Origin of the sequence: Vibrio sp. SS-MA-C1-2, assembly GCF_021513135.1 — a bacterium.
Classification (GTDB): Bacteria; Pseudomonadota; Gammaproteobacteria; order Enterobacterales; family Vibrionaceae.
Map to the genome: position 1 here is coordinate 81,114 of NZ_CP090980.1, position 22,159 is coordinate 103,272.

Genomic DNA, 22,159 nt, shown 5'->3' on the forward strand with positions numbered 1-22,159 from the left:
AATAAGGAATAACGATGTCTTGCCAAAGTTGTAAACAGACTTGTAGAAGTCAATTGAATAAAAAAGAGATTATTGGTTGGCGATTTGATTATTCAAAATTATTCAGGTGGTTATTTTTAATAACGCTGCTATTTGGATATTGGTTAGGCCAAGGATTAAATACACCAAATTACCTTTCTCAACTTCAACATATTTACCCCAATAGTGACATTATTCCGTTAGAGGGGTATAACAATCTATGGTCAGTAAAAAAAGAGAAAAAAGGTAAGCAAGTTTTTGAAACGGCTATTCTTACGAAAGAAAATAGTTATGGTGGACCCTTATTATTAGTCACCTTATATGATACGAAAGGTAAGATTACTCGTTTGGATATTTTAGCTAATAATGACACACCAGCTTATATTCAAAAATTATATAATCATCGATATTTAAATCAGTTTTTAAATAAACAAGTGATTGATGAAAAAAGTCATCAAAGTTTTGATGCGGTCAGTGGGGCAACCATTAGTTCAACAGCCATTATGCGCGCACATTACCGTGGCTTAGAACAAGCGTCTGTAATTAGTTTTGGTACACAACAAACATTGATTAAGCAAGAGTTAAATCTTGAAAATCAACATTTTGTTTTAATTGGGTTTGTGATTTTAGCGCTATTAAGTCAAGTGATTAAACACCCTGCTTATAAATTGATATTAGCGATAATGAGTCTAGGTGGTATGGGATTCTGGCTAAATCAGATGATCAGTGTTAGTTATTTTTCTGCTGTCTTATTAGGTTATACGCCTTCAATTTATGAAAATTTAAGTTTTTGGATTATTTGTGGCAGTGTTTTGGTCGCAATTATTGTTCTTGGTCGAAATATTTATTGTGGCAATATCTGTCCTTTTTCTGCTTTACAATTTTTAATCAGTAAATTAACAGGTTTAAACTTTCCAATTCCCCGTTATATTAAACGTTATGGGAGTTATTTGCCTAAATTTGGATTATGGTTGGCGCTTTTTACTGGCTTATTGACCACGGTGCCCATTGCGGGAACCTATGAACCATTTAGTATGATTTTTTCATTAGAAGGTATCGGGATCCAATGGGCGATTCTCCCTATTTTTGTGATTGGTTCCGTGTTTGTACCTAAATTATTTTGTCGATATTTTTGTCCTGCTGGTCAAGGATTAGATTATTTAGTATTAGGAAGAAATTGGCTTGTAACATTAATTAAAAGAAAAAGGACGAAAAATGAATAGCTCTACCTCTTCAACATTTGACAAAGTAGGTCGAATTATTAGTGGTGTTTTTTTTGTGCTGGCTAGTATCGTCATTTTACTCTTTATCGCAGACTCTTTAATGCGACATTTATCTTAATGGCTGTTAACAATGAATAAATTACATTTCTTCTTAAAAAATTTACTTTTTAGCCCTGTTTATCAACAAGGTGACATCTTAATTACATATGCGAGTCAAACGGGAACAGCAAAAGATTTAGCATTAAGAAGCGCTGAACTTTTAAACATCGATGAACAAACGATAAGTTGTCTTCCTTTAAGCCAAGTCTCTGTTGAAGAACTTGATAACTATTCACAAATTATTATTTTTGTTAGCACTTGTGGGGAAGGTGATATTCCCGATAATGGAATTAGTTTTTATGACAAATTGATAAAAAGAGAAGGGGCTTTATCAACGCCAGTCACTCTATTTTCGTTAGGTGATCGTCATTATGATAAGTATTGTGAGGCTGGAAAGCTATTTTATCAACAGTTTGCTCGTTTAGGTGCAATCACTGAAGAACAATTTATCATGGTCGACGGTGCCCCTGAACAAATTTGGCAGTCATGGCTTATGACGTTAACAGGAAATGAGCAACCATTATCATCTCCAAATTTAACCAATCAATTACAGATGACGTTAAAAGCACGACAAATGTTGCACAGTACCAAATGTCACCCTGATCGCGGAGCTTATCGTTTAAACTTGTTGAGTGATCAATCGACGACGTTTAAAGCGGGTGATTTAATTGGTATTACACCACCGAATGAGACGCGAGAACGGTTATATTCTATTTCAGCGGCATTAAATGATGGTGTGGAACTTTGTATCGGTAAAGTGGTTTACCAAGAAGAGGGTGAAAGTAAAGTGGGACGCTGTTCTGATTATTTAATTAATCAATTAATAGTCGGGGGAAGTATTCATGTCACTCATCGTTCTCAAGGTTCGTTAGTCTTACCAAAACAACAACAACCACTATTAATGGTGGCGACAGGGACTGGGATAGCCCCGATGATCTGCCTTTTAAGAGAACGTCATTCATTAACTCAAAACTGGCTTATTTTTGGTAATCAACACTCTGAACAAGATTTCTATTATCGAGATGATTTGAGGGACTTACAAGAGCAAGAGATATTAACTCATCTTGATCTTGCTTTTTCTCGTCAACAACAAGATAAAATCTATGTCCAAGATATTCTTAAACAGCAGCAGGAAAAAGTGTTGAACTGGTTAGTTAATCAAAATGCCTTACTTTATATTTGCGGACAAACACATTTAAAACAGAGTATATCGGATATTATTATTGATGGGTTATCAGACCGTTTCCATGATCCTATTTTAGCAAAAGAGTTTTATCAGAACCTTATCGATAAAGAGCAGATAGTGTTTGAGCTCTATTAAATAAGACGTGTGTACTTTGTGGTTTTTGATTGTTGTTTAAATGATTAACGACAAAGTACACTTTAATTAAATAAAAGGTTTACGCATTCCGGTTAGCTATTCTTAGTTGCTTTACATCTACACCCAAAGTAATTGGAATTGCTAGTAGGCGGCAAGCTAGCAACTTCAAGTAAGAAAGGTATAATTACATGAAGTTTAACTTTACTTCTTATTGAGTCGTCATTGAGTAGGCATCTAATAATGCTTGGCTCTCTTCAAAAATGAGATTACGCAACCATTGATGAGCTAAATCTGATTGGTTATTACTGTGCCATAATAGATGTAAGTCCATCGCTGGTGGTTGTTCTAAATTCTTAATAGTAATAAATTTAAGTTGTTCTTTGTATTCTATTAATGCAGGAAAGTATTTGGCTTTGTTAATGACTAAATCTTTAGCTTTTAAAAATGTATCGATAGCAAGATTTAAATTAGATGTCTCTAATATGACGTTTCTAGGTGATAAATGGAAATCAATTTCGTTCTCTAGTGAACGTTCAAAGCCCGGAACGATGAACTTGATATGGGGGAAATCAAATAACTCATTTAAAGTAACTTGTTCTTTTGTTGCTAAAGGATGTTGATTAAATACAGCAAAAGATGGGAATGTTTCTAATAAATGCCGCTGTTTTAACATTGAATAATGTTGATTGGCATGTCCAACAGCAAGGTCAATCTTTAAGCTTTTTAGGTCTTCTAAACTGTATTTATCCCACTCATGGATTTTGAGCGTGATATTAGGGGCATATTTACGTACTTTTTCAATGATACGGATTCCAAGCTCTGAAGAGAAAATGGAGAGCAGGGCAATATCAAACGTTCCTTGGCAGGTGGCAAGATTAAGTTCAGTTTTAACTTGTAACTCTTGGCTTAACTCAAGGAGTTTTTTCAGTTTGGGTTGTAACTGTGTGGCAAATGGCGTCAAGCTATAACTTTGTCTATTCCGGATTAAAAGATCATCACTGAAATGCTGTTTTAGTTTCGTCAATGTGCGGCTTATTGCTGGCTGTGATACTCCCAATGAGTACGCTGTGTGAGTCAAATTCTTTTGCTCTAAGATTAACTTTAAGATCAAAAGTTGGTTGAGGTCAGTTTTATATAATTGAAAGTTATCCATTTTTAATTCTTATTGGGTATTTTCTACGGATGAAAGATAAGCCGCAATCTGATTGATATCGTCATCACTATAATGAGCCATTGCCACTTCCATAGTCATGAATAATCCATTTTTTCGCTTTTTCAATTTGTAATCTCGCATTTGATTAGCGAGATACATTTCAGATTGACCTCCAATTTTAGGGTACATGGGCATAACAGGTTTGTTTCCATTTTCTCCATGGCAGTTAATACAACCTCCTTTCCCTGGAGATAAATAAAGCTGTTTACCTATATCAATATCATCCTTTGCTAACACGTTTGAGGTAAAAAAAAGCAAAAAACTGATTAGAATTTTCGTTAACATAATAAGGCTCTTATATTTTAGTTGTTTTTATTTAGTCAAAAATCATTGAAGTAAATAGTTAAGATTGTTCATTGGCTAAGCAGTTTAACCATTGACTGATTTTATGGCTGCCATGTTTGATATATCCAGAGTAAGTAAAAGTTACTTGGTTATTAATGACAACCATTGTCGCAGGTAAGCCTTGAAATCCCCATTTTTGCAGCTGACTATATTCTGGTTCTATCTTTTTTTTAAGATGAGTAATGTTCAGATCTTTAAAACGAGTATCGATGGCTTCAGGGTTGTCACCTAGATGTATTGCCTCTACCGAAAATGAGTCATAAGAGGCGACTTTATCTAGCATCGGCAACTCTTTTAAACAGGGAGGACACCATACCGCCCAGAGATTAATGAGCGTTATCTGTTTGGTGGTGTTTTCCCAAACCATCCCCTTTTTAATAGGCTGAAATCCCTCTGGTGTCGGACAGTTAGATGCCAAACTATTTCCTGATACCAGTAAGAGGAAGGAGAACAGTAAATAAGAGAACTTTAGTGTTTTTTTCATTGAAGATGTTCCTTGATCTTCAGACTAATTTTATTTCCTCCTTCACCATAACCAAAGACATCGATTAACTTACGGTCAGGACCATATAGGTAGATATAACTCGAGTGATACACTTCATAATGCTTTGGTAATGGTGGATAAATTGGCTTACCCTCTAAACTGAATCCATAAGTTGCTTTCAGTTCTTTTGTTGCTGCTTTTACTTGTTGCTGAGTTCCTGTTAAACCGACCATTTTAGGATCAAAATATTTCACATATTGGTTTAAGTTAGCGACCGTATCTCGATTAGGATCGACTGAAATAAAGATAGGAATAACCTTTTCTCCTAACTCACCCAGTTTATTCACGGATGTGGCTAAATCAATCACGGTTGTTGGGCAAATATCGGGACAACTGGTGTAACCAATTCCAATTAAAAGATATTTTTCAGGCCAATTTTTTTCGGTGACTTGACCTAAACTTTGTTCTTGTAAAGTAAATGAAAGCGGTGCAGCGATTGCAATCTGGCTGATTAAAAAAAGAGTGAATATGCTCAGAGCTTTAAATATACGAGTCATCATTTTCCTTGTTATTATATTTATTATCTATCAGATTATTATGATTACGATCTTAAAATGATGGGGTTAATGACAAACGGTATTAGTAATTCCCATCGCTAATAAGTTTGGTTGTGTTAAGCCGGTTCTAATTTCTTTTCGTAATTTATTTGCTCTAATATCGTAAACAAAGAGTTTTGATGAATCGGTTTGAGTCGCAAACAGTGTTTTTGAATCGGAAACAACGACCATTTCTTTTAAGTCATGTTGCAGGTTAATAGAGTTAATTGAGTGGTCGGTGAGATTAAAGATATCTAAGTGCCCTGAAGATTCAATAATTCCCATTGTTTCAATCCATCCTGTTCTAATTGACTCTGGTGAACCTTTTAATTGAAACTCTTGAATGGTTTCTCCTCCCCAAGATTCGATGACTTTTGCCCTACCTTGTTCATCGGCAATAATTATATGTTCTGAGTCTGAACTGACATAAGGTCGGTAAGGCGTTGAATCAAAGTGGAATGTGCCAAATGGGGCTTCAATTGACAGATCCCAAACAACGACTGAGTTATCTTTATATTGTGAAACAAGCGCTAAACGAGAGTCAGGAGAGAGAGTGATATCTGACACGTTACCTGTGCCAACTTGGATAATTGAACGCTTTTTATCATGATTACGATAGATTAAGGTCTTTCCGGTATTACTTTCTGAGATATAAAGGTTATATCCTCCATCATCATAATTCATGCTAAATGGTGTCGATATATCATTAATCGTATCGATAAATTCAAGCTCTAAAGGCTTAATTAATTCGATCTGATCTCTACTTGCAATCGCCATCTGCGCACCATCTGGGTGGAATAAGATCTCATTAGGTATCTTTTTTAATGGCATTGTACTGTGCTTTTTAGTCACTAAATCATAGATAAAGACAGTAGGGTGTATCCCATCAATATAAACAAGAAGATTTTGAATATCAGAAACGACAAGGTGTGTGGGGATGGCTTTGAGTTTTATCGTGTCTTGATATTTAAAATTGAACGTATCGACAACAGCAATATTAGGACTGTTAGCATCAGAAATAAATGCCCAGCGAGCACCATCATCGTACCGACCTTCTTCACTTGCATAAACATTGAAAGTGATAAAAGTGAATAGAATTGAAAAAAAGAAAGGTTTCATAATAAATCCTAAAACAGAGAAGCCCAATAAAGGGCTTCCTGTCATATTAATGATTAAGGGTTACGAATACAGCGAGTGTACATATCTAAATTTTCATTTAAACCATAACCTGCACCAAGTTGGAAACCGACAGCCCAACGTTCACGACCGCCTGCTTCTCCACGAAGATCATGCATTTCAATCGGTTGATCCATTTTTCTTGGCGGTAATGGACGGAAGTTCGCATTTTCAGTACCTACTTTTGCCGAGCTCGACCAAAATAGATATTTAATTGGCGTATTAGGGAAAAACTCTTCATCGATGGATGGGTTAAATTTATTAAAATTACCAATTGATAAAAGCTCTTTGAAGTCAGGGAGACGCCAATCATCATAACCCGCTAATGTTAGGTTTTCACAATATTGAATCGATGGCTCCCATTTGCGGCGAGTATAATCGATACTTTGTTGCCACATTCTATCGGTAACCTTTTCGGTGACAGTACCGTCGTGATTATCAACAAAATTCATATTATGGTAAGCGGCACCATTATCTGCGCGAACACAACGCGTCATTTTGGTTGAAGCGGTATGTTGTCCCATCGTGTGACCATCTGGGAAACCAATATGCCAAGCATGATCAGGGTGATTAGAGACAGGGAATGTCCAGATACCTGAACTTTGACGGGGCATATTTAAAAATGCCTTCGTATCAATTGCTGGTCGGAACTCACCTAAGTCGGTAATCGTATGCAGTTCTTTGATCAGGGGATAGCGCCAATCATCGTAGCCATCAAGCTCTAAGCTTGCACAATACTCTTTCCCTTCTAATGCAGTCATCCAGATGCGAGAAGAGTCACGCTCCCATGTTAACTTGGTATTCTCATCAAAGACGGTTTTTCCTGATTGAGAAACGGTATATGTTGGTTGTTCCCCAATATAATCTGAATCTTCACCTTTTACATCGGTAAAATCTTGAATTTGACCAGTATCAGGTAAGACAAAATCTTTAATTGCAGGCATACCAATGCCGGTAATAAATTCGACACGTTCAATCAGCTTAAGTTTTTGGCCCGTTACATAAGCGATAATTGCCTTATAATCCTCTTCTGAGTACATTTTGGCAAAAGGCTGCATAACTGGCGCATCGCGATTTGTTCGATTACCATCTCGGTACTCTTTTAATTGCTCAAAGATATAGGCTGGCATCTGCCCCTTAAATGATGGGTAAAGTTCATTTTTGCTTTCAGCTTGCTCGCCATGACACATTTTGCATGACTGATCATATTTCTCTTTTCCTTGTTGCCATAAGTCACTACCAACAACATCAGGATCAGGGCTATATTTCATTTTGCGACTACTCAGCACTAATGAAATATCGGCCATTTCTTTACGAGAATAAACGTAGACGAACTCTTTCATTTGAGCTGATAGACCAGAAACACGGATATTATCCATATCGGCCCACTGGTCGAAGAGATACTGTGCAGAAAGTCCGTCTAATTTTGGGCTTAAGGTTTCAGGAACCTCCTCTTTCGCGGGTCTATGGCAAGCGCGATAGCAGATAAATGCTTCACGACTGGCTTTTTTTAACTCCTTAGGTGAAAGATCTGCAAGGGTACGATTAATCGTATAATCCTCTAGCCCATTATCAATATCTTGGTTTACGCTAACTTCATTAGCAAAAGCAAAATTAGAAAGTAGTGATGCAGTTATCACTAAGGCTAGTTTTGAAGGTTTGGTTTTCATTTATAACTCTCCAACAGCAGTTAGGCGCATCGTTTCTTCTGCTCTTTCACGCATGTTTTTTTCTAAATGAGGGTGGGCAATATCGTAGTGACAGCTTGAACATTTCCATTGTGGATCTTCAGCTTTATTTTTAAAGGCGAGGTTGTGAGTCCAGTCAGATACTTTTCCATCAGCTGTGGCTTTTAATGCACGACGTTCAAGATCTTTATGACAATTCACGCAACCAGAATCATAAACATATTCTGTTCTTTTTGGGTGCAGTTCTTCATAATCAAGCTGCTTCATGCCTAATACATACTCTCCCCAAAGATGCCGCGTGCCTGAGGTGCCTTTAACGTAAAGCTCTTCAATAATATTAGATTTTGGTAAATGACAATCTACACATTCTGCAACAAACCCTTGAGCGTTATTACCACCATGAACAGAGAGTTTAAAAGTTTCTGCCATCGGCTCCATAGTGTGGCATGAGCTACAAAACTCATTAGAGCTTAACTTATGGATAACCTCGGTAGCAGGTAGTGCAGCTAGCAGTCCAGCACAAACACCGACAAGGAAAATGAGAGAGATAACTTTTCTTTTTATATTATGTAATAATTTCATTATCATTCTCTATTTCAGCATTTTTTTAACGGGTATTTCAGAAGATTTGACGACCTTAGCAATACAGGTTGGCTCATCAATATAATTTGACCAGATGCGTAATGTATATTCCTCTCCTGCGACGGGACGTTTAGTGAAATCTCGAATCATTAAATGTGGGCCGCCTTTTTGGAAATGATGCGTCTTATTAGGTTGTAATTTAAATTGGTTTAGACGATTCATTTTCATGACACCTTTATCTATCATGGTTTCATGTATTTCGACAGAAGATGCCAATCCTTCTATACTAGCGCCTTGAATAGACTCTTGAGAAGGTAGTCTTAAAGCTGCTATTTCATCGGTGACATTAAATTTAATATCAAAAAAGATACCGGTGACAGTAGAGCTTGGTGCGGGTTCTGCGATCAGGCAGTGAGTCAACTCAAGACCTGCATGGCTATTAAAGGATGCGAGCAATCCTAATGTGGCAAGAATTTTTTTCATATTATTCCTTTTTTGAAATTTTCCCTGCAAATGATAAAACTGGATCAATAAGGTATTGATTCAGTAAAAGTCCCCATAAATAGGTATTAATGGTTATTTGATGATTATATATTGTTGATTTATCATCGATATATGCGGTTTTACATAAGCGTTATTCAAAAAATGAATAGCCATGTTTGAGATCAATAAAAGATTCAATAGTGTTTTTTTTCAATGACATTTTATTGTTTTTAAGGTATTTGAGAGGTTATGTTTGATATGACTAATAGGGTGAGGAAGTAATGGATATTGAAGCTGTTAAAATGTTTGTGATGCTGGCAAATAAGTTAAATTTCACAGAAACCGCTAAAATATTACAAATTAGTCAACCGACACTTAGCCGAAAAATTAAATCATTAGAAAACAGTTTATCGGTTACGCTTATTCATCGTAGTGGTGGGAGTATTTGTTTGACCCCACAAGGTGAGATTTTTTTGGACTCAGCGTATAAATTATTAGCGCAAATCGAAAAAACCATTGAGCGAGTACAAAATGAGAAGCAGGATATTTCTGGGATTATTCGTATTGGTTGTTTACATCCAATGAGCTCTTTTCTTGTTAACTATTTTATTGCCGACTTTCATCAGCGTTACCCCGAAGTTCGGCTCTATATTAAAACAATGATACCAAGTACACTGAATTCATTGAATGAAGTGGATATTATGATCGCCCCATTTTTACCGCCGGGAGATGCGATTGTTGCCAAACCATTACCTAAATATCGACGCTATTGTTATGCTTCACCAAGCTACCTTGATGCTTATGGCGTGCCGCAACAGATCACGGATCTGGAACAACATTTATGTGTAACCAAAACCAATGATACAGATAATAAACGTATTTGGGTGCTAGAGAATAGTCATTCAGATCGGGTAGAATTGAATGTTGATGGTTTGATGGCAGCAGACTCTGTCGATATTACGATTGAATTAGTAAAAAAAGGATTTGGCATTGGGTTGATTTCTAACCATAAAGCAATTCAAGGAGTCGAAGAGGGAAGTTTGATCCAATTATTTAATGGTCATTGGTTTTATGAAGAGCATATGTATCTTATCTTCAAGCAGAATGCACACACCCCGAAACGTTTTAAAGTCTTTATGGATGAGTTCACTAAGCTTTACTCTTCATTACCTTTGAAATGACAATATCCCCTTCCTACTTGGCGTGTAGTTAGATTGTTGGCTGCAATGAGTCATGCAGTATATATGTTCGTGGAGTCTCATTATCTTGTCGCCTAATAGCAATTCTTATTACTTGTGATATAAGATATTTGGTGGGTATACTTTATTGGTATAATGACTATAACCTAAGTGAATGTTAATGGTTGATCTTAATCAATGGTTTAGTTACTCCTTCATAGATACTAATCTTATAAATAGATTTTAGTTAATTTAAATTTATTAGATTTAAATTAAGGAATATTAGGGATTAGGTCAGTAATGATCATAATGACAGAAGAATTAATTAAACAGTTAAACAAAACTTTCGAAGAATATTTTGAGGGTTTCTTCTTATCTGAAGATAAAGTAAAAAATAAAGCTACTCAGATGAAATCTCTTCTGCTAACAGAATTAGATACTGGTGGACATTATTTTTGGTTAGAACGTGAAGCAATTCAAGCTATTACAGAGGAGCACCTCAATGCATTTCTATCCACAACACCCTCGCCATTATTGCTTGGAGAGTGGTTAGAGTATTTTATTCAGTGGCAACTTCCACGTTTGGCTTTAATTAGTGTTTCTTTTTTAGCTCAATTTCAAGGTGAAAGCTGGGTGTTAGTGCGAAAAGGCCGAATCATTCAACAAATGGGTGACACCGAGCAAGCTGGTGAACTTTATAAAAAAGCATTTGAAATTGATAATCAGTCTGCATCCGCTTATTTTCATTATGCTTATTTAATGATGTTAAATAAAAATGCTGATAGTGCTATTGGATTATTTCACCAGTGTTTGGCGATAGAACCTAATTATCTAGGTGCAAATCTAAATATTGGTTATTGTTTACAAAAACTGGAACGTCATGAAGAAGCTATTTTATTTTTGAAAAAAGAGGTGGATTACCATCCACAATTATCTGCTACTCACTTAACTTTAATTCGCTCCCTATTGGAAACTAATCAGCTTCTCCTTGCTGAAGAGGTATGCCTTGAACTATTAGACAGAGATAAGAACAATCTTCATGCTTTAAAGTTTTTAATTACGATTAAAAGTAAGTTAGGAAAAACAACTGAAGTATGTGGTGTTGTAAATTATTGTTTTAATATGGGTTATGAAGACCTTGATATGTTAAATATCTATGTTGATGCGTTAATACAGTTAGGGAATTGGCAAGAAGCATTAAATAGGCTGCCTCCTTTAAGGGAAATAGATGAAACTGAGCCTCAATTTATTGAGTATGAGTTTATTGCTAATTATCAACTAGAGAACTGGCAGGCCGCACATGACTCATTTATTTCTTTGTCTAAATTGTGGCCTGGAGCAAAAGTTGAATATAAAGAAGAATTTCAGAATATAGCCAAGCAGCTGATCCCAATTTTAACAATTGAATAAAATTCACACGTATTTTTTTAATTAATTTCTTAATCAATAAGCAGGAAATAATGACAGTGGAAAATAATAAAAATAAATTAAAAAGTCATTCAAGGCGTAATTTTTTGAAGTTTGGTGGTGCGGCTGCGACTGTTGGAACGATAGGTGCTGTATGCGGGACAGGTTATGTGCAAGGGCAAGATCCTGATGCAAATGTAGGCTATGGTCGAACAGAGGCGGGTGCCGATCAATTTTTTGATCGAGAACCGTTTAGAGTAGATGTAGCTCCGACTTTAATTCGAGAAGGAAATCTAGAGCGCCCTGAGTGGGGAGATTTTCTATTTAATCGTCATATATCATTAAGCAAGTCAATTAAGAAAGGATATGTACCTGACGATTTTACTAATATTCCAGATCCTCGTGTAAAAAGTTATTATCAGAAGCACCCTGAACGTTGGCCGGATATGAAAGAGGCCTTTATTAAGTCCTCAGAACGTTTGTCTAACCTAGATCAGCAGCGTAATCAGTTTGCTATTTCTTGGGCTTTTACTGCAGCTCAAAAGATAGCAAATGCAGGTTTAACAAAAAAACATTTATCAACTATGACGGCAAGAGAGGTGTTTGATAAACCTGTACCCTCTACATTTCCAATTCCACCTGTTGGGCATCCAGATCTTGCTGATCGTGCGTTAATTCCTATAGACCGAGATCCAATGCCTTTTAAATCTTCTAAACATGCAGCAGATCTGATTAAAGAAATTAGTCATAAATTTGGAGCAAGTTTTGTCGGCATTACCAAGGTTCATCCAGAGTGGGTGTTTAAAGGAATGATGCGTGGAATGGATAGTTGGGGAGATGAAATACCAAAGCATTGGAAAAATATGATCATTGTTGGAGTACCAATGAATTGGGATTCAACCTATGCTTCTGTTGGTTATTCGACATCGGCTGAAGCTTATCATAAATTACGGATGATCTCTGGTAAAATGCAAGCGTTTTTAGGCCAGTTAGGGTACGCAGGGCGAGTACAAGTACCTTCTACTGACTATGAAACTATTCTTCCTCCACATGGAATTGCTGCTGGTTTGGGTGAAGCTACTCGAAATGGGATTATGATGTGTCCAGAAACTGGGGCAAACATCCGTATTGCTGGGATCATTACTGATCTTGATATGGAGCTTGATAAACCTATCGATCTTAATATGAAAGAGTTCTGTGTTAATTGTAAAATTTGTGCAGATGCTTGTCCTAGCGGGTCAATATCTAAAGCAGACCAACCTGATGTTGTTGTACGTGGCTACCGTAAGTACAACTTTAATCAGGATAGTTGTTGGAAGTTTTGGAATACAGCTCAATCAGAAGGGGGGCGTGGGTGTCGAGTTTGTATCGCAGTATGTCCATATACAAGAAAAAATAACTGGATTCATGCTGCAATAAAAGAGATAGATCCTAGGGACCCAACGCATATAACTCAACATGCATTGTTGGCCATGCAGCATAATTTCTTTTATTACCCCGATCCTCAAGCTTTCCATCCGAAATGGAATGGTGGCAAAGATGCGACATACCACTTACCTCCAGAATGGATGCGTAGTGAAAATTATTTTGATATAGAAAAAACATGGGAATATGACGGTAATTGGGGAGGGTTTTAATATGTTTCCACAAAGTACAATTTTAGATCCTATTTTTTGGATGTTGTTAGGTGCAGCACAACTTTTTATTATTCAGTCAGCTAATGTTTGGGCTGATGAATATGATCTACACATGAATTGGTGGAAATGGTCATTGGTAATTAGTTGGTGGTTTAGTTTTCTATTAACTATTAATGCAAGTTTTGTTTTATTAGGAGAGCATGAAGGAAATGCGGGTTGGTATCTTCTTGGCTTTGCTGGAACAACATTAATAATTAGTGGCGTTGCTATTTTCAATTTGATTCTAAGGTTACGTAATAAAATAAAAAAAAGTCAAAATAGTTAATTGGCATAAGTACCTAATTAAAATTTGTCTTATAAAAAGTCAGCATGAATAATGCTGACTTTTTTACAAATTCTATATATCTGCATTTTTAATCAATTTCTTCAATTAAAAAACTAAAGGCTCTTAGTTTTTGCCTGTTTTTTCCGCCATATTGAAAGTAAAAATATGACAGTAAATAACCCTGCTGCGGGGAGATTTATTATTCCTCCAGGTGCTGTTCCGATAAGCTCTACGGGTTTGAAATGGCCGACACATGCTCGACTTAAATATTCAAAAACCGCTAATAAATAGAGCATAGGAATAAGAGAGCGATAACGAATAACTGCGGCTAAATAAATTAGCCCAAGAATAATTTGAGATACTCCCCAAAGAGCAAAAATGCCAATAATCGTTGAAGAAGCTCCTTGAGAGAAGTTATATTGCCAGAGACTCGAGCTCGGATAAGAGCCATGACATAAACATTGTGTGTTCTGGTGTTTGTCAATAAATTGTTAATTAGATTTTTAGAGAAAAAGTGGCATACTAAAGAGTAGGGAAAGACGTATCATTAACAGTGACATGTCATATTAATTCGGGATTTTATTAAAGGTCTAGATAAATCTAATGGCAATTAAAACAGAAGAGATAAAACAATTTTTGCTGAGTTTACAGCAGCAGATAATTGCGGGGTTGGAAAATCATGAACCTACAGCTAAGTTTGAAATTGATCAGTGGCAAAGTCAATTAGGAGAAGGGAAAACTTCTATCTTAAGGGATGGACAATATTTTGAGAGTGCGGGTGTCAATTTCTCATCTGTTTCTGCGCCAGCATTACCTTCAGCGGCAACAAAAGAACGTCAACATTTAGTGGGTTTGCCTTTTATTGCAATGGGTGTCTCTTTAGTTATCCACCCACTAAACCCACATGTACCCACTAGCCATGCCAATATCCGTTTCTTTTGTGCGACCGATAAAGAGGGTAAAGATCATTGGTGGTTTGGTGGTGGTTTGGATTTAACCCCTTACCAACTCTATCAACAAGATGTTGTTCATTTTCATCAAGTGTGTCAAACCGCTTGTCAACCCTTTGGTGACGATGTTTATGCTCAGTATAAGCAGCAATGTGATGATTACTTCTTTCTCCCACATAGAAATGAACATCGTGGCGTTGGCGGGTTATTCTTCGATGATTTAAATCAATGGGGATTTGAGCGTAGCTTTGATTTTATTAAAGCAATTGGTGGCGCATTTACGGAAGCTTATTTACCGATAGTTGAGCGTTGCAAAGATTTCCCATATACCCAACAACAGAGAGAATTTCAGTTATTTCGTCGTGGTAGGTACGTTGAGTTTAATCTATTACAAGATCGAGGAACTATTTTTGGAATCCAATCAAAAGGGCGAACAAAATCTATTTTGATGTCTATGCCTCCTAAAGTAAATTGGCATTATGATGATTTAGAACCACAAGATCCCGCTCAGCAAGCATTAGTTGAGTCAGTCAGCGAATGTCGTGAATGGTTGTAATTATTCTTTATCAGTAAGCTTGGAATAGACTCTTGAACAATAAAAAAGCCAACTTGTGCTATTGATCATAGCGAAGTTGGCTTTTTTGTTCATGTATCTTAAGCGTAGTTTGTCTACCGTAAGATTAGTTTTTACTTTAAAACTAGTTGTTTACTTTAAAACTGAGGAAACCTCAATTAACGCTTGAAGTTAACGTTTTCTGTTTCTGTTAGATGGATCTCTGTTTTTGCTGGCTCAGTTTTAGCAATAACATTACCTTGGCGAATAGAGTAATGTACTGGTGTTTGACGACGTACTGCATCAAAACCATTTTCTGCCGCTAGGATAATCATATTCGCTGGGTTACCTAACTCTAAACCGTACTGTTGCAAGTTTAAGGTTTTTGCTGAGTTAGTACTGATAAGGTCAAGAGAGTCATTGATCTGCTCATAACCCATGATCTGACAAACATGTAATCCCATATGAAGCGTTTGCAGCATATTTGCTGTGCCAAGTGGATACCAAGGGTCAAAAACATCATCATGACCAAAACAGACATTAATATCGCTTGCCAACATCTCTTTTACGCGAGTAATACCACGACGCTTAGGGTAGTCATCAAATCGCCCTTGAAGATGAATATTAACCAATGGATTTGCCACAAAGTTAATGTTCGACATTTTTAATAAGCGAAATAGACGTGAAGCATAAGCACCGTTATATGAATGCATTGCAGTGGTATGGCTCGCGGTAACTTTATGGCCAATCTCATGCTTATGAGCAAGAGCAGCTAAAGTTTCAACAAAGCGTGATTGTTCATCATCTATCTCATCACAATGCACATCGATGAGTAAATCATGCTTCAGTGCTAAATCAACGATATAATGTAGTGATTCAACGCCATACTCACGAGTAAATTCAAAGTGAGGAATTGCGCCAATAACGTCAGCACCAATTTCAATCGCTTGTTCCATTAGCTGGTGGCCATTTGGGTAAGAGAGAATCCCTTCTTGTGGGAATGCAACAATCTGCAAATCTACCCAGGGTGCCATCTCTTTTTTGACTTCAACCATCGCTTTTAATGCAGTTAAGGTTGGATCTGATACATCGACATGAGTACGCACATGTTGAATGCCGTTAGCAATCTGCCATTTTAAGGTGGTTTTAGCTCGTTGCTTTACATCTTCAATTGAAAGTGTCGCTTTACGCTCAGCCCAACGTTCAATTCCTTCAAAAAGGGTACCCGAGAGGTTCCAACTCGGTTCACCTGCCGTTTGTGTTGTATCCAAGTGAATATGTGGTTCACAGAAAGGTGACATTGCTAATCCACCTTCACCATCTATCACCTTGCCATTAAAATCAAATACTTCATCATTGGATTTAATCGCACTGAATTTACCGTCTTCAACAAGAATTTGAAAAAGCCCACTCTGATCACGTAGATGTACATTTTTAATTAATAGTTGTGACATAACAGATAGCTCCTTACGCTAATTCGCTAGTAGATTTTTTGGCTGTAATGCGGTCTAAAATCGGGTTTAGGATAATATAGCAGATAGCACCCCCGATTACGGCATTTAATGGAACAACGCCCGGTATAAATTTACCAGAGGCAACACCGACTGCAACGGCAATAATTGCAGCCCAATTTACAGTTTTAAATTCGGCATTGGCAAAGTCTTGATAACGTTTACGATTCATAAAGTAATCAGCAATAATGACACCACCGATAGGCGGGATTGCCGCTGAAAGAAAAGTTAACCAACCTACGAAGTTGTTATATAACCAAAGTGCACAAATGGTCCCGATAATGCCGTTGACCATGGAGATATATTTACTTGGTAAGCCTGTAATGTTTGAGAAACCCAAACCAGAAGCGTAAAGCGCATTATCATTTGTTGTCCAGATATTTAAACCTAAAACAATAATGGCTGGAATCAGTAACCCTTGTGCAATCATCACTTCTGAAATATCAGATTGGCCTGTTGCAGAAGCGCCTGCAGCACCAAAAATAAACATCAATGAGTTACCAATGAAGAACGCGATCATGGTAACGAAGATTGCACGTTTTGGCTTACTACCAAAGCGTACAAAGTCTGCAGTTAATGTACCTGCACTAATAAATGAACCGACAACCATTGCCAAAGCAACTGAAAAATCTAATGGATGTTCAGGTGTGATTTGTTTTAATGCGTCAAGCCCGCCAACACTATTGACTGCTTCATGAACTGAATAACTACCTAAGATGGCAATCGCTGGAACGGCAATAGTAGAAAGGATCATTAGGGCAGAAATACCGAAATAAACGGTAACGGTCATAAGGAGACCTGAGACGATGATGAGAGTATTAATATCTATACCCGTTGCACGTTGAACGGGGATAGCAAACATTGCCACACCAACACCGAACCAACCGATTTGTGTTCCACCGAGAAGAAATGAAGGAAGCCAAGAACCTTTAGAGCCAAAGGAAAATCGAGCGAGGAGGTGAGTAGAGAGGCCAGTTGCGGAGCCGATGTAACCAAGAATGGAAGTGTAGATACCGAGAATTAAATTACCAATTAGAATTGCGAGCACAAAGTCATCGTATTTGAGCCCTGTTCCTAATGCTCCCCCTGTCCACATACTTGCTGAAAAAAATGTCAACCCTAACATCACCAGCGTTAAGGAGATGGTTCCTTTTCTTGCTGATTTGGGTACGGGCCCTAAACTATAATCATTATCTTGTGACATTTTTTGCACCTTTAGTCATGTTGTATTTTTTATTTTCTTTTCTGTTTTATAGACAAACGGGCGGCATTTTAATCTTATAAATAAATCTGTCAACTAAATATTATGCATCAAATCGCTTAATTTTAATTGTTATATATTAATTAATTGATTTATAGGGGTTTATTTAGATATAAAAATTATTAATGATACTGGTATGACGAGAGGCAAACGGTTACTTTGTATATAAAATTGTTAAAAAAGTCGTTAAGTGAGCAAATTTGCCATTGATTATAAACTCTAGCTATTTAGTCGATGTTTGTGATGATTTTGTCAAAATTGAAATATACAGTTTGTTGTCTGATTTAAAACAGGGGTAAAATATGCTGTTTTTTATCCAATAAGAAAGATCATGAAATTAGTAAAAATAAGTGCAGTCATTTTAACCGCTTTGTTACTTGCTAGTTGTGCGAAAGGGAATTCACCAGCTCAGAAAAAAGCAAATGCAAGAAAGGCAGCTGCAAATGTAGAGCAACAAATTTACAAAGAACATCAATGGTCAAAAGGGGACTTTAATCAGTCTTATGCTCGCATGACCTGCTTTGGTAATAATACCTATCTCTTCTTTATTAGTACTGGAGGCGGTGTTTGTGTATTAAAAGAACGAGGTAATACAAGTTATCTTCGTTTTGCTACCGCGGGAGCAGGTGTTGGGATTGGTTTAAAGCAAGTCGGTTACACGCTTCTATTTAGAGATCGAGCGACTTTAACTCGTTTTAAAACGGATAAGTTTGATGTTTCGGGTGGGGCTGAAGCCAGTGCCAAATATGAAGATAATGGGGGGCAAGCAAGTGCGACTCAATCTGCTGACTTTAATGGAATAAAAACCTATCAAGTCAATACTATGGGGGCTGCATTACAAGCGACAATTCAAGGTGTTAACTATTGGACGACAGATTTTAGTAGCGATGTAATGTAAGATATTTTCAATTAATTTGTTTTGACCCCGTATTTGTTACCCTTCAAAAAGGCCAAGGAAAAGTTTCAACCTTTTACTTGGCCTTCTTGATTTTTGTCATCTTCCTACCGTTAACTTTGGTGATTCTATTATATAGCTTCAAAACCTAAATTAAGTAAAGTAGGGTTCGATGCTGAATCACTTAATGCTCCAATCAACTTACCATCTGGTGCTTGTTTGTTGATCAGGAAACGATACATCGCTGATTCTGCAGAAAATTTTGAATCTCCATTTTCTATCGAGAAAACATCAAAGATGCTCATTCCATCTTCTGTTGTGACAGTAACCGCCGTTGTTGATAGTGCTCCATCCTTTGTTGAGATATAAAGCTCGATTGGCATGTTTGACTCTATCATCATTTGCGTCAAAAACTCCGTGATTAATTCACTATCCTTTGAATTTTGAGCTTCGTTTTGAATTTCCCATTTCTTAGCTAGAATCATCACAAATCGGATCATCAATCTATTGTCGGTTACGGGATAAAAATTATATGAAGTATCATTTTCTGAATGTGGCTGATTTAATGTGTTTGTTTGCTTTTTGATGGGGATTTGGTAGGAAAAACGCTCTAGTTCTTGATAATGATTGAAACGAGCAAGTCCTTCTATACTTGCTTCTGTTGGGTCAATTGAGTCTGTAACAAATTGATTAAACCATTTATTCTTAATTGTCTGACTATTTTTTATTATATTTGACATATTCATCTCATAACCTAGTTGATTATAATCATGATAGTGGATATTCAAATAATTGCGATAATAAACTCAAAAATTAGTCACTTTGACAGTCGTCAGGAGTCAGTTATACGTCATAAAATAGTTTGAATAGCAAAGTTCTTGTTGTTGAGACAATGTTCATTATTTGGTGGTTTGTATTAAAAGAGTTGAATGCATGAGCAAAATAAAAAACTTTTCGGCTATAATTTTTATCACGATACTGAAAGAGAATACAAATGATTCTAAATAAATTTAACATGCAGTTCATCATTATCTTTTTGGCTGTGTTAATTTGGTCTGGTATTAACCCCAAAGATCAATTTACCTGGTTCTTAGAAGTCGTACCGGCAATCATCGGGGTATTGATCCTTATTGGGATCTATCATAAATTTAAATTTACCCATTTCACCTGCATATGGATTTTAATACATTCCATCATTTTGATGGTGGGTGGGCATTACACTTATGCCGAAGTTCCTCTATTTGACACGATTTCTCAAATAATGGGATGGGAGCGAAATAATTACGATAAAGTTGGCCATTTTGCGCAAGGTTTTATTCCCGCAGCGATTGCGATGGAAGTCTTTACGAGAAATAAAACCATTAATAGTCAAGCGTGGTTAAATGTGCTTGTTGTTACATTTTGTCTGGCTATTAGTGCGTTTTATGAATTAATTGAATGGTGGGTGGCGATTGCTATCGGTCAGGGGGCGGATGAGTTTCTTGGTACACAAGGGTATATATGGGATACGCAGTCTGACATGTTCATGGCACTAATTGGTGCAATCTGTTTTGTATTGTTCTTTAAAAAGATTCAATCATCTCAAATTCAAGAATTATCATATTAATTATTACTTATAGGTGAAATTAACATCTGATTTATTGTGAAAAAATAATATTTTATGGTTTTTATTTTAACTCTACTTCGTTTCTATAGAGTTAGAGGCGTGCCACAGTAGTTGTAATCACTTAAAAATTTATCATTGGCAATATATTCTATTATTTGTGGATATGTTGGGGTTTATTTTGTTATTAAATTAAGGGAAAGTATGCTTTATTATAACAAAAGTAACACAAAGGGTATGTTCAATATCCATATTTCAAGGATGAAGTAATGACAACAATGGTAAACAGCAATAATACTTCCAATACTGGCGGTAAATTAAAACAATTTATTCAATCATTAGGTCCTGGTATTTTGATGGCGACAGCCGCTATCGGTGGATCACATTTGATAGCATCGACAAAAGCGGGTGCAATTTATGGTTGGCAGTTAGCGATACTGATCTTACTTGTTAATTTATTCAAATACCCCTTCTTCCGTGCCGGTGTGCAATATACGATGGGGACAGGAAAAAGTTTACAACAAGGTTATAGTGAGATGGGGAGAGGATACCTTTGGGTTTTTGCTTCGCTAAATACTCTTGCTGCCATTGTTAACACAGCTGCGGTTTTACTTTTTACTGCGAGTTTATTAGGTTATTTTTTACCTTGGACGATTCCATTAACTCAGCTAGCGGGCGCAATTTTAGTTGGCTCTTTAACGATGTTGGGACTTGGTCACTATAAGCTATTAGATGGTGTGTCAAAAGTTATTATGGCTATGCTGGTGGTCGCTACGGTATTAGCTGTCTTGATTGCTTTTAATAATGGTGCGGTTGCCCCTGCAGATTATCAATCACCATCACCTTGGACGTTAGCTTCTCTTGGTTTTCTCGTCGCGATGATGGGATGGATGCCTGCACCTATTGAGATCTCATGCTTAACCTCATTGTGGTTACAGAGTCAGCGTAAAGAGCAAAAAGTTACCAATAAATCAGCATTAATTGATTTCAATATCGGTTACATAAGTACAGCTTTACTTGCGATTGTCTTTTTATCACTAGGGGCTTTGGTGTTGCATGGTAATGGTGTAGAACTTAAAACCTCCGGTATTGGTTACTCTCACCAATTAGTGAGCATGTATGCTTCAACTATCGGTGAGTGGTCTCGTTACCTGATTGCTTTGGTTGCATTTTTTTGTATGTTAGGAACGACATTGACGGTTATTGATGGTTATTCTCGAGCGCTTGCAGAAGCGACGGAATTAGTTACTAAGAAAAAATTTAATCATCGTAAGAATATTAATATCTGGATGCTGACTGTTTCTGGTTTAGCGTTATCTATTTTATGTTTCTTCACTTCAGCATTAATGCCAATGTTAGATTTTGCAATGGTTCTTGCTTTTATGACAACACCGATATTTGCACTTCTTAATTATATGTTAGTGAGCCGTGCTAACTTACCAGAAGATTTAGCGGTTAAGCCTTGGCTTAAGTACCTTTCTTGGGCTGGATTAGCTTATCTATTTGGATTTTTACTGCTCTTTGTTTGGTGGAAATTCCTAATGTAATGTATTTTAACTAACAAGGTAGCAAACTATAATAACCCTCAAATTAAGTTAATTAATTTGGAGG

At 36.6% G+C, this 22,159-nt stretch carries 22 protein-coding genes; 11 read left to right on the forward strand and 11 right to left on the reverse strand.

Annotation, left to right across the window (positions count from 1 at the left end):
- Window positions 1–14: 14 nt before the first annotated feature.
- The 3 genes from L0B53_RS00410 to L0B53_RS00415 are packed head-to-tail and all read left to right on the forward strand — an operon-like array spanning window position 15 to window position 2,661.
- Window positions 15–1,241: an FMN-binding protein gene (locus tag L0B53_RS00410; protein WP_235059346.1), complete on the forward strand. Its 1,227-nt coding sequence runs from the start codon at window positions 15–17 to the stop codon at window positions 1,239–1,241.
- Window positions 1,234–1,359, forward strand: coding sequence for a hypothetical protein (locus L0B53_RS19320; protein ID WP_260115530.1), 126 nt, complete (start codon window positions 1,234–1,236; stop codon window positions 1,357–1,359). The genes L0B53_RS00410 and L0B53_RS19320 overlap by 8 nt, the downstream gene beginning before the upstream one ends.
- A 12-nt stretch (window positions 1,360–1,371) precedes the next feature.
- The gene (locus L0B53_RS00415; protein ID WP_235059347.1) at window positions 1,372–2,661 is read left to right on the forward strand and encodes a flavodoxin domain-containing protein; all 1,290 of its coding nucleotides are present in this window, start codon (window positions 1,372–1,374) and stop codon (window positions 2,659–2,661) included.
- A gap of 208 nt (window positions 2,662–2,869) precedes the next feature.
- On the opposite strand, the gene L0B53_RS00420 is transcribed toward L0B53_RS00415, so the two are convergent.
- The 8 genes from L0B53_RS00420 to L0B53_RS00455 form a co-directional block, all read right to left on the reverse strand.
- Window positions 2,870–3,814 (reverse strand): LysR family transcriptional regulator, encoded by a 945-nt coding sequence (locus L0B53_RS00420; protein ID WP_235059348.1) that lies wholly within the window; start codon window positions 3,812–3,814, stop codon window positions 2,870–2,872.
- A 9-nt stretch (window positions 3,815–3,823) separates the two neighbouring features.
- Window positions 3,824–4,159: a cytochrome c gene (locus tag L0B53_RS00425; protein ID WP_235059349.1), complete on the reverse strand. Its 336-nt coding sequence runs from the start codon at window positions 4,157–4,159 to the stop codon at window positions 3,824–3,826.
- Between the two features lie 58 nt (window positions 4,160–4,217).
- A complete protein-coding gene (locus tag L0B53_RS00430) occupies window positions 4,218–4,703 on the reverse strand; it encodes a TlpA disulfide reductase family protein (RefSeq protein WP_235059350.1) in 486 nt (161 codons plus the stop codon).
- A complete protein-coding gene (locus L0B53_RS00435) occupies window positions 4,700–5,263 on the reverse strand; it encodes an SCO family protein (RefSeq protein WP_235059351.1) in 564 nt (187 codons plus the stop codon). The genes L0B53_RS00430 and L0B53_RS00435 overlap by 4 nt, the downstream gene beginning before the upstream one ends.
- Window positions 5,264–5,326: 63 nt before the next feature.
- Entirely contained in the window at window positions 5,327–6,418 is a 1,092-nt protein-coding gene (locus tag L0B53_RS00440; protein WP_235059352.1) for a WD40 repeat domain-containing protein, read from the reverse strand.
- A gap of 53 nt (window positions 6,419–6,471) precedes the next feature.
- Window positions 6,472–8,145, reverse strand: coding sequence for a DUF1566 domain-containing protein (locus L0B53_RS00445; protein ID WP_235059353.1), 1,674 nt, complete (start codon window positions 8,143–8,145; stop codon window positions 6,472–6,474).
- Window positions 8,146–8,745 (reverse strand): NapC/NirT family cytochrome c, encoded by a 600-nt coding sequence (locus L0B53_RS00450; protein ID WP_235059354.1) that lies wholly within the window; start codon window positions 8,743–8,745, stop codon window positions 8,146–8,148.
- Between the two features lie 9 nt (window positions 8,746–8,754).
- Window positions 8,755–9,228, reverse strand: coding sequence for a copper chaperone PCu(A)C (locus L0B53_RS00455; RefSeq protein WP_235059355.1), 474 nt, complete (start codon window positions 9,226–9,228; stop codon window positions 8,755–8,757).
- A 281-nt stretch (window positions 9,229–9,509) separates the two neighbouring features.
- On the opposite strand from L0B53_RS00455, the gene L0B53_RS00460 reads away from it, so the two are divergent.
- The 5 genes from L0B53_RS00460 (at window position 9,510) to hemF (ending at window position 15,281) form a co-directional block, all read left to right on the forward strand.
- Complete coding sequence (locus L0B53_RS00460; RefSeq protein WP_235059356.1) at window positions 9,510–10,409, forward strand: LysR family transcriptional regulator; 900 nt, start codon at window positions 9,510–9,512, stop codon at window positions 10,407–10,409.
- A 306-nt stretch (window positions 10,410–10,715) separates the two neighbouring features.
- Window positions 10,716–11,816 carry a CDC27 family protein gene (locus L0B53_RS00465; RefSeq protein ID WP_235059357.1) on the forward strand — a complete coding sequence of 367 codons (1,101 nt, stop codon included), beginning with the start codon at window positions 10,716–10,718 and terminating at the stop codon, window positions 11,814–11,816.
- A gap of 50 nt (window positions 11,817–11,866) precedes the next feature.
- Window positions 11,867–13,450, forward strand: coding sequence for a 4Fe-4S dicluster domain-containing protein (locus L0B53_RS00470; RefSeq protein WP_235059358.1), 1,584 nt, complete (start codon window positions 11,867–11,869; stop codon window positions 13,448–13,450).
- Window position 13,451: 1 nt separating this feature from the next.
- Entirely contained in the window at window positions 13,452–13,775 is a 324-nt protein-coding gene (locus L0B53_RS00475) for a hypothetical protein (protein ID WP_235059359.1), read from the forward strand.
- 603 nt (window positions 13,776–14,378) lie between these two features.
- Complete coding sequence (gene hemF, locus L0B53_RS00480; protein ID WP_235059360.1) at window positions 14,379–15,281, forward strand: oxygen-dependent coproporphyrinogen oxidase; 903 nt, start codon at window positions 14,379–14,381, stop codon at window positions 15,279–15,281.
- Between the two features lie 176 nt (window positions 15,282–15,457).
- Here the strand turns inward: hemF and L0B53_RS00485 are convergent, their stop codons facing one another.
- Window positions 15,458–16,732: a cytosine deaminase gene (locus L0B53_RS00485; protein WP_235059361.1), complete on the reverse strand. Its 1,275-nt coding sequence runs from the start codon at window positions 16,730–16,732 to the stop codon at window positions 15,458–15,460.
- Between the two features lie 13 nt (window positions 16,733–16,745).
- Entirely contained in the window at window positions 16,746–17,993 is a 1,248-nt protein-coding gene (gene codB / locus L0B53_RS00490) for a cytosine permease (RefSeq protein ID WP_235059362.1), read from the reverse strand.
- Window positions 17,994–18,381: 388 nt separating this feature from the next.
- On the opposite strand from codB, the gene L0B53_RS00495 reads away from it, so the two are divergent.
- Window positions 18,382–18,948 carry a hypothetical protein gene (locus tag L0B53_RS00495; RefSeq protein ID WP_235059363.1) on the forward strand — a complete coding sequence of 189 codons (567 nt, stop codon included), beginning with the start codon at window positions 18,382–18,384 and terminating at the stop codon, window positions 18,946–18,948.
- A 128-nt stretch (window positions 18,949–19,076) separates the two neighbouring features.
- On the opposite strand, the gene L0B53_RS00500 is transcribed toward L0B53_RS00495, so the two are convergent.
- Complete coding sequence (locus L0B53_RS00500) at window positions 19,077–19,685, reverse strand: hypothetical protein (protein WP_235059364.1); 609 nt, start codon at window positions 19,683–19,685, stop codon at window positions 19,077–19,079.
- Between the two features lie 254 nt (window positions 19,686–19,939).
- Here L0B53_RS00500 and L0B53_RS00505 point away from each other — a divergent pair, with 254 nt between their 5' ends.
- On the forward strand, window positions 19,940–20,551 hold the full coding sequence (locus tag L0B53_RS00505) for a DUF2238 domain-containing protein (protein WP_235059365.1): 612 nt from the start codon (window positions 19,940–19,942) through the stop codon (window positions 20,549–20,551).
- Between the two features lie 266 nt (window positions 20,552–20,817).
- Window positions 20,818–22,095, forward strand: a complete 1,278-nt coding sequence (locus L0B53_RS00510) for an NRAMP family divalent metal transporter (protein WP_409202787.1) — start codon at window positions 20,818–20,820, stop codon at window positions 22,093–22,095.
- Window positions 22,096–22,159 lie beyond the last annotated feature (64 nt).

Bases quoted from the DNA above. Each gene is read 5' to 3' on its own strand.
- L0B53_RS00410 (WP_235059346.1), top strand. From the start codon at position 15: ATGTCTTGCCAAAGTTGTAAACAGACTTGTAGAAGTCAATTGAATAAA.
- L0B53_RS19320 (WP_260115530.1), top strand. From the start codon at position 1,234: ATGAATAGCTCTACCTCTTCAACATTTGACAAAGTAGGTCGAATTATT.
- L0B53_RS00415 (WP_235059347.1), top strand. From the start codon at position 1,372: ATGAATAAATTACATTTCTTCTTAAAAAATTTACTTTTTAGCCCTGTT.
- L0B53_RS00420 (WP_235059348.1), bottom strand. From the start codon at position 3,814: ATGGATAACTTTCAATTATATAAAACTGACCTCAACCAACTTTTGATC.
- L0B53_RS00425 (WP_235059349.1), bottom strand. From the start codon at position 4,159: ATGTTAACGAAAATTCTAATCAGTTTTTTGCTTTTTTTTACCTCAAAC.
- L0B53_RS00430 (WP_235059350.1), bottom strand. From the start codon at position 4,703: ATGAAAAAAACACTAAAGTTCTCTTATTTACTGTTCTCCTTCCTCTTA.
- L0B53_RS00435 (WP_235059351.1), bottom strand. From the start codon at position 5,263: ATGATGACTCGTATATTTAAAGCTCTGAGCATATTCACTCTTTTTTTA.
- L0B53_RS00440 (WP_235059352.1), bottom strand. From the start codon at position 6,418: ATGAAACCTTTCTTTTTTTCAATTCTATTCACTTTTATCACTTTCAAT.
- L0B53_RS00445 (WP_235059353.1), bottom strand. From the start codon at position 8,145: ATGAAAACCAAACCTTCAAAACTAGCCTTAGTGATAACTGCATCACTA.
- L0B53_RS00450 (WP_235059354.1), bottom strand. From the start codon at position 8,745: ATGAAATTATTACATAATATAAAAAGAAAAGTTATCTCTCTCATTTTC.
- L0B53_RS00455 (WP_235059355.1), bottom strand. From the start codon at position 9,228: ATGAAAAAAATTCTTGCCACATTAGGATTGCTCGCATCCTTTAATAGC.
- L0B53_RS00460 (WP_235059356.1), top strand. From the start codon at position 9,510: ATGGATATTGAAGCTGTTAAAATGTTTGTGATGCTGGCAAATAAGTTA.
- L0B53_RS00465 (WP_235059357.1), top strand. From the start codon at position 10,716: ATGACAGAAGAATTAATTAAACAGTTAAACAAAACTTTCGAAGAATAT.
- L0B53_RS00470 (WP_235059358.1), top strand. From the start codon at position 11,867: ATGACAGTGGAAAATAATAAAAATAAATTAAAAAGTCATTCAAGGCGT.
- L0B53_RS00475 (WP_235059359.1), top strand. From the start codon at position 13,452: ATGTTTCCACAAAGTACAATTTTAGATCCTATTTTTTGGATGTTGTTA.
- hemF (WP_235059360.1), top strand. From the start codon at position 14,379: ATGGCAATTAAAACAGAAGAGATAAAACAATTTTTGCTGAGTTTACAG.
- L0B53_RS00485 (WP_235059361.1), bottom strand. From the start codon at position 16,732: ATGTCACAACTATTAATTAAAAATGTACATCTACGTGATCAGAGTGGG.
- codB (WP_235059362.1), bottom strand. From the start codon at position 17,993: ATGTCACAAGATAATGATTATAGTTTAGGGCCCGTACCCAAATCAGCA.
- L0B53_RS00495 (WP_235059363.1), top strand. From the start codon at position 18,382: ATGAAATTAGTAAAAATAAGTGCAGTCATTTTAACCGCTTTGTTACTT.
- L0B53_RS00500 (WP_235059364.1), bottom strand. From the start codon at position 19,685: ATGTCAAATATAATAAAAAATAGTCAGACAATTAAGAATAAATGGTTT.
- L0B53_RS00505 (WP_235059365.1), top strand. From the start codon at position 19,940: ATGATTCTAAATAAATTTAACATGCAGTTCATCATTATCTTTTTGGCT.
- L0B53_RS00510 (WP_409202787.1), top strand. From the start codon at position 20,818: ATGACAACAATGGTAAACAGCAATAATACTTCCAATACTGGCGGTAAA.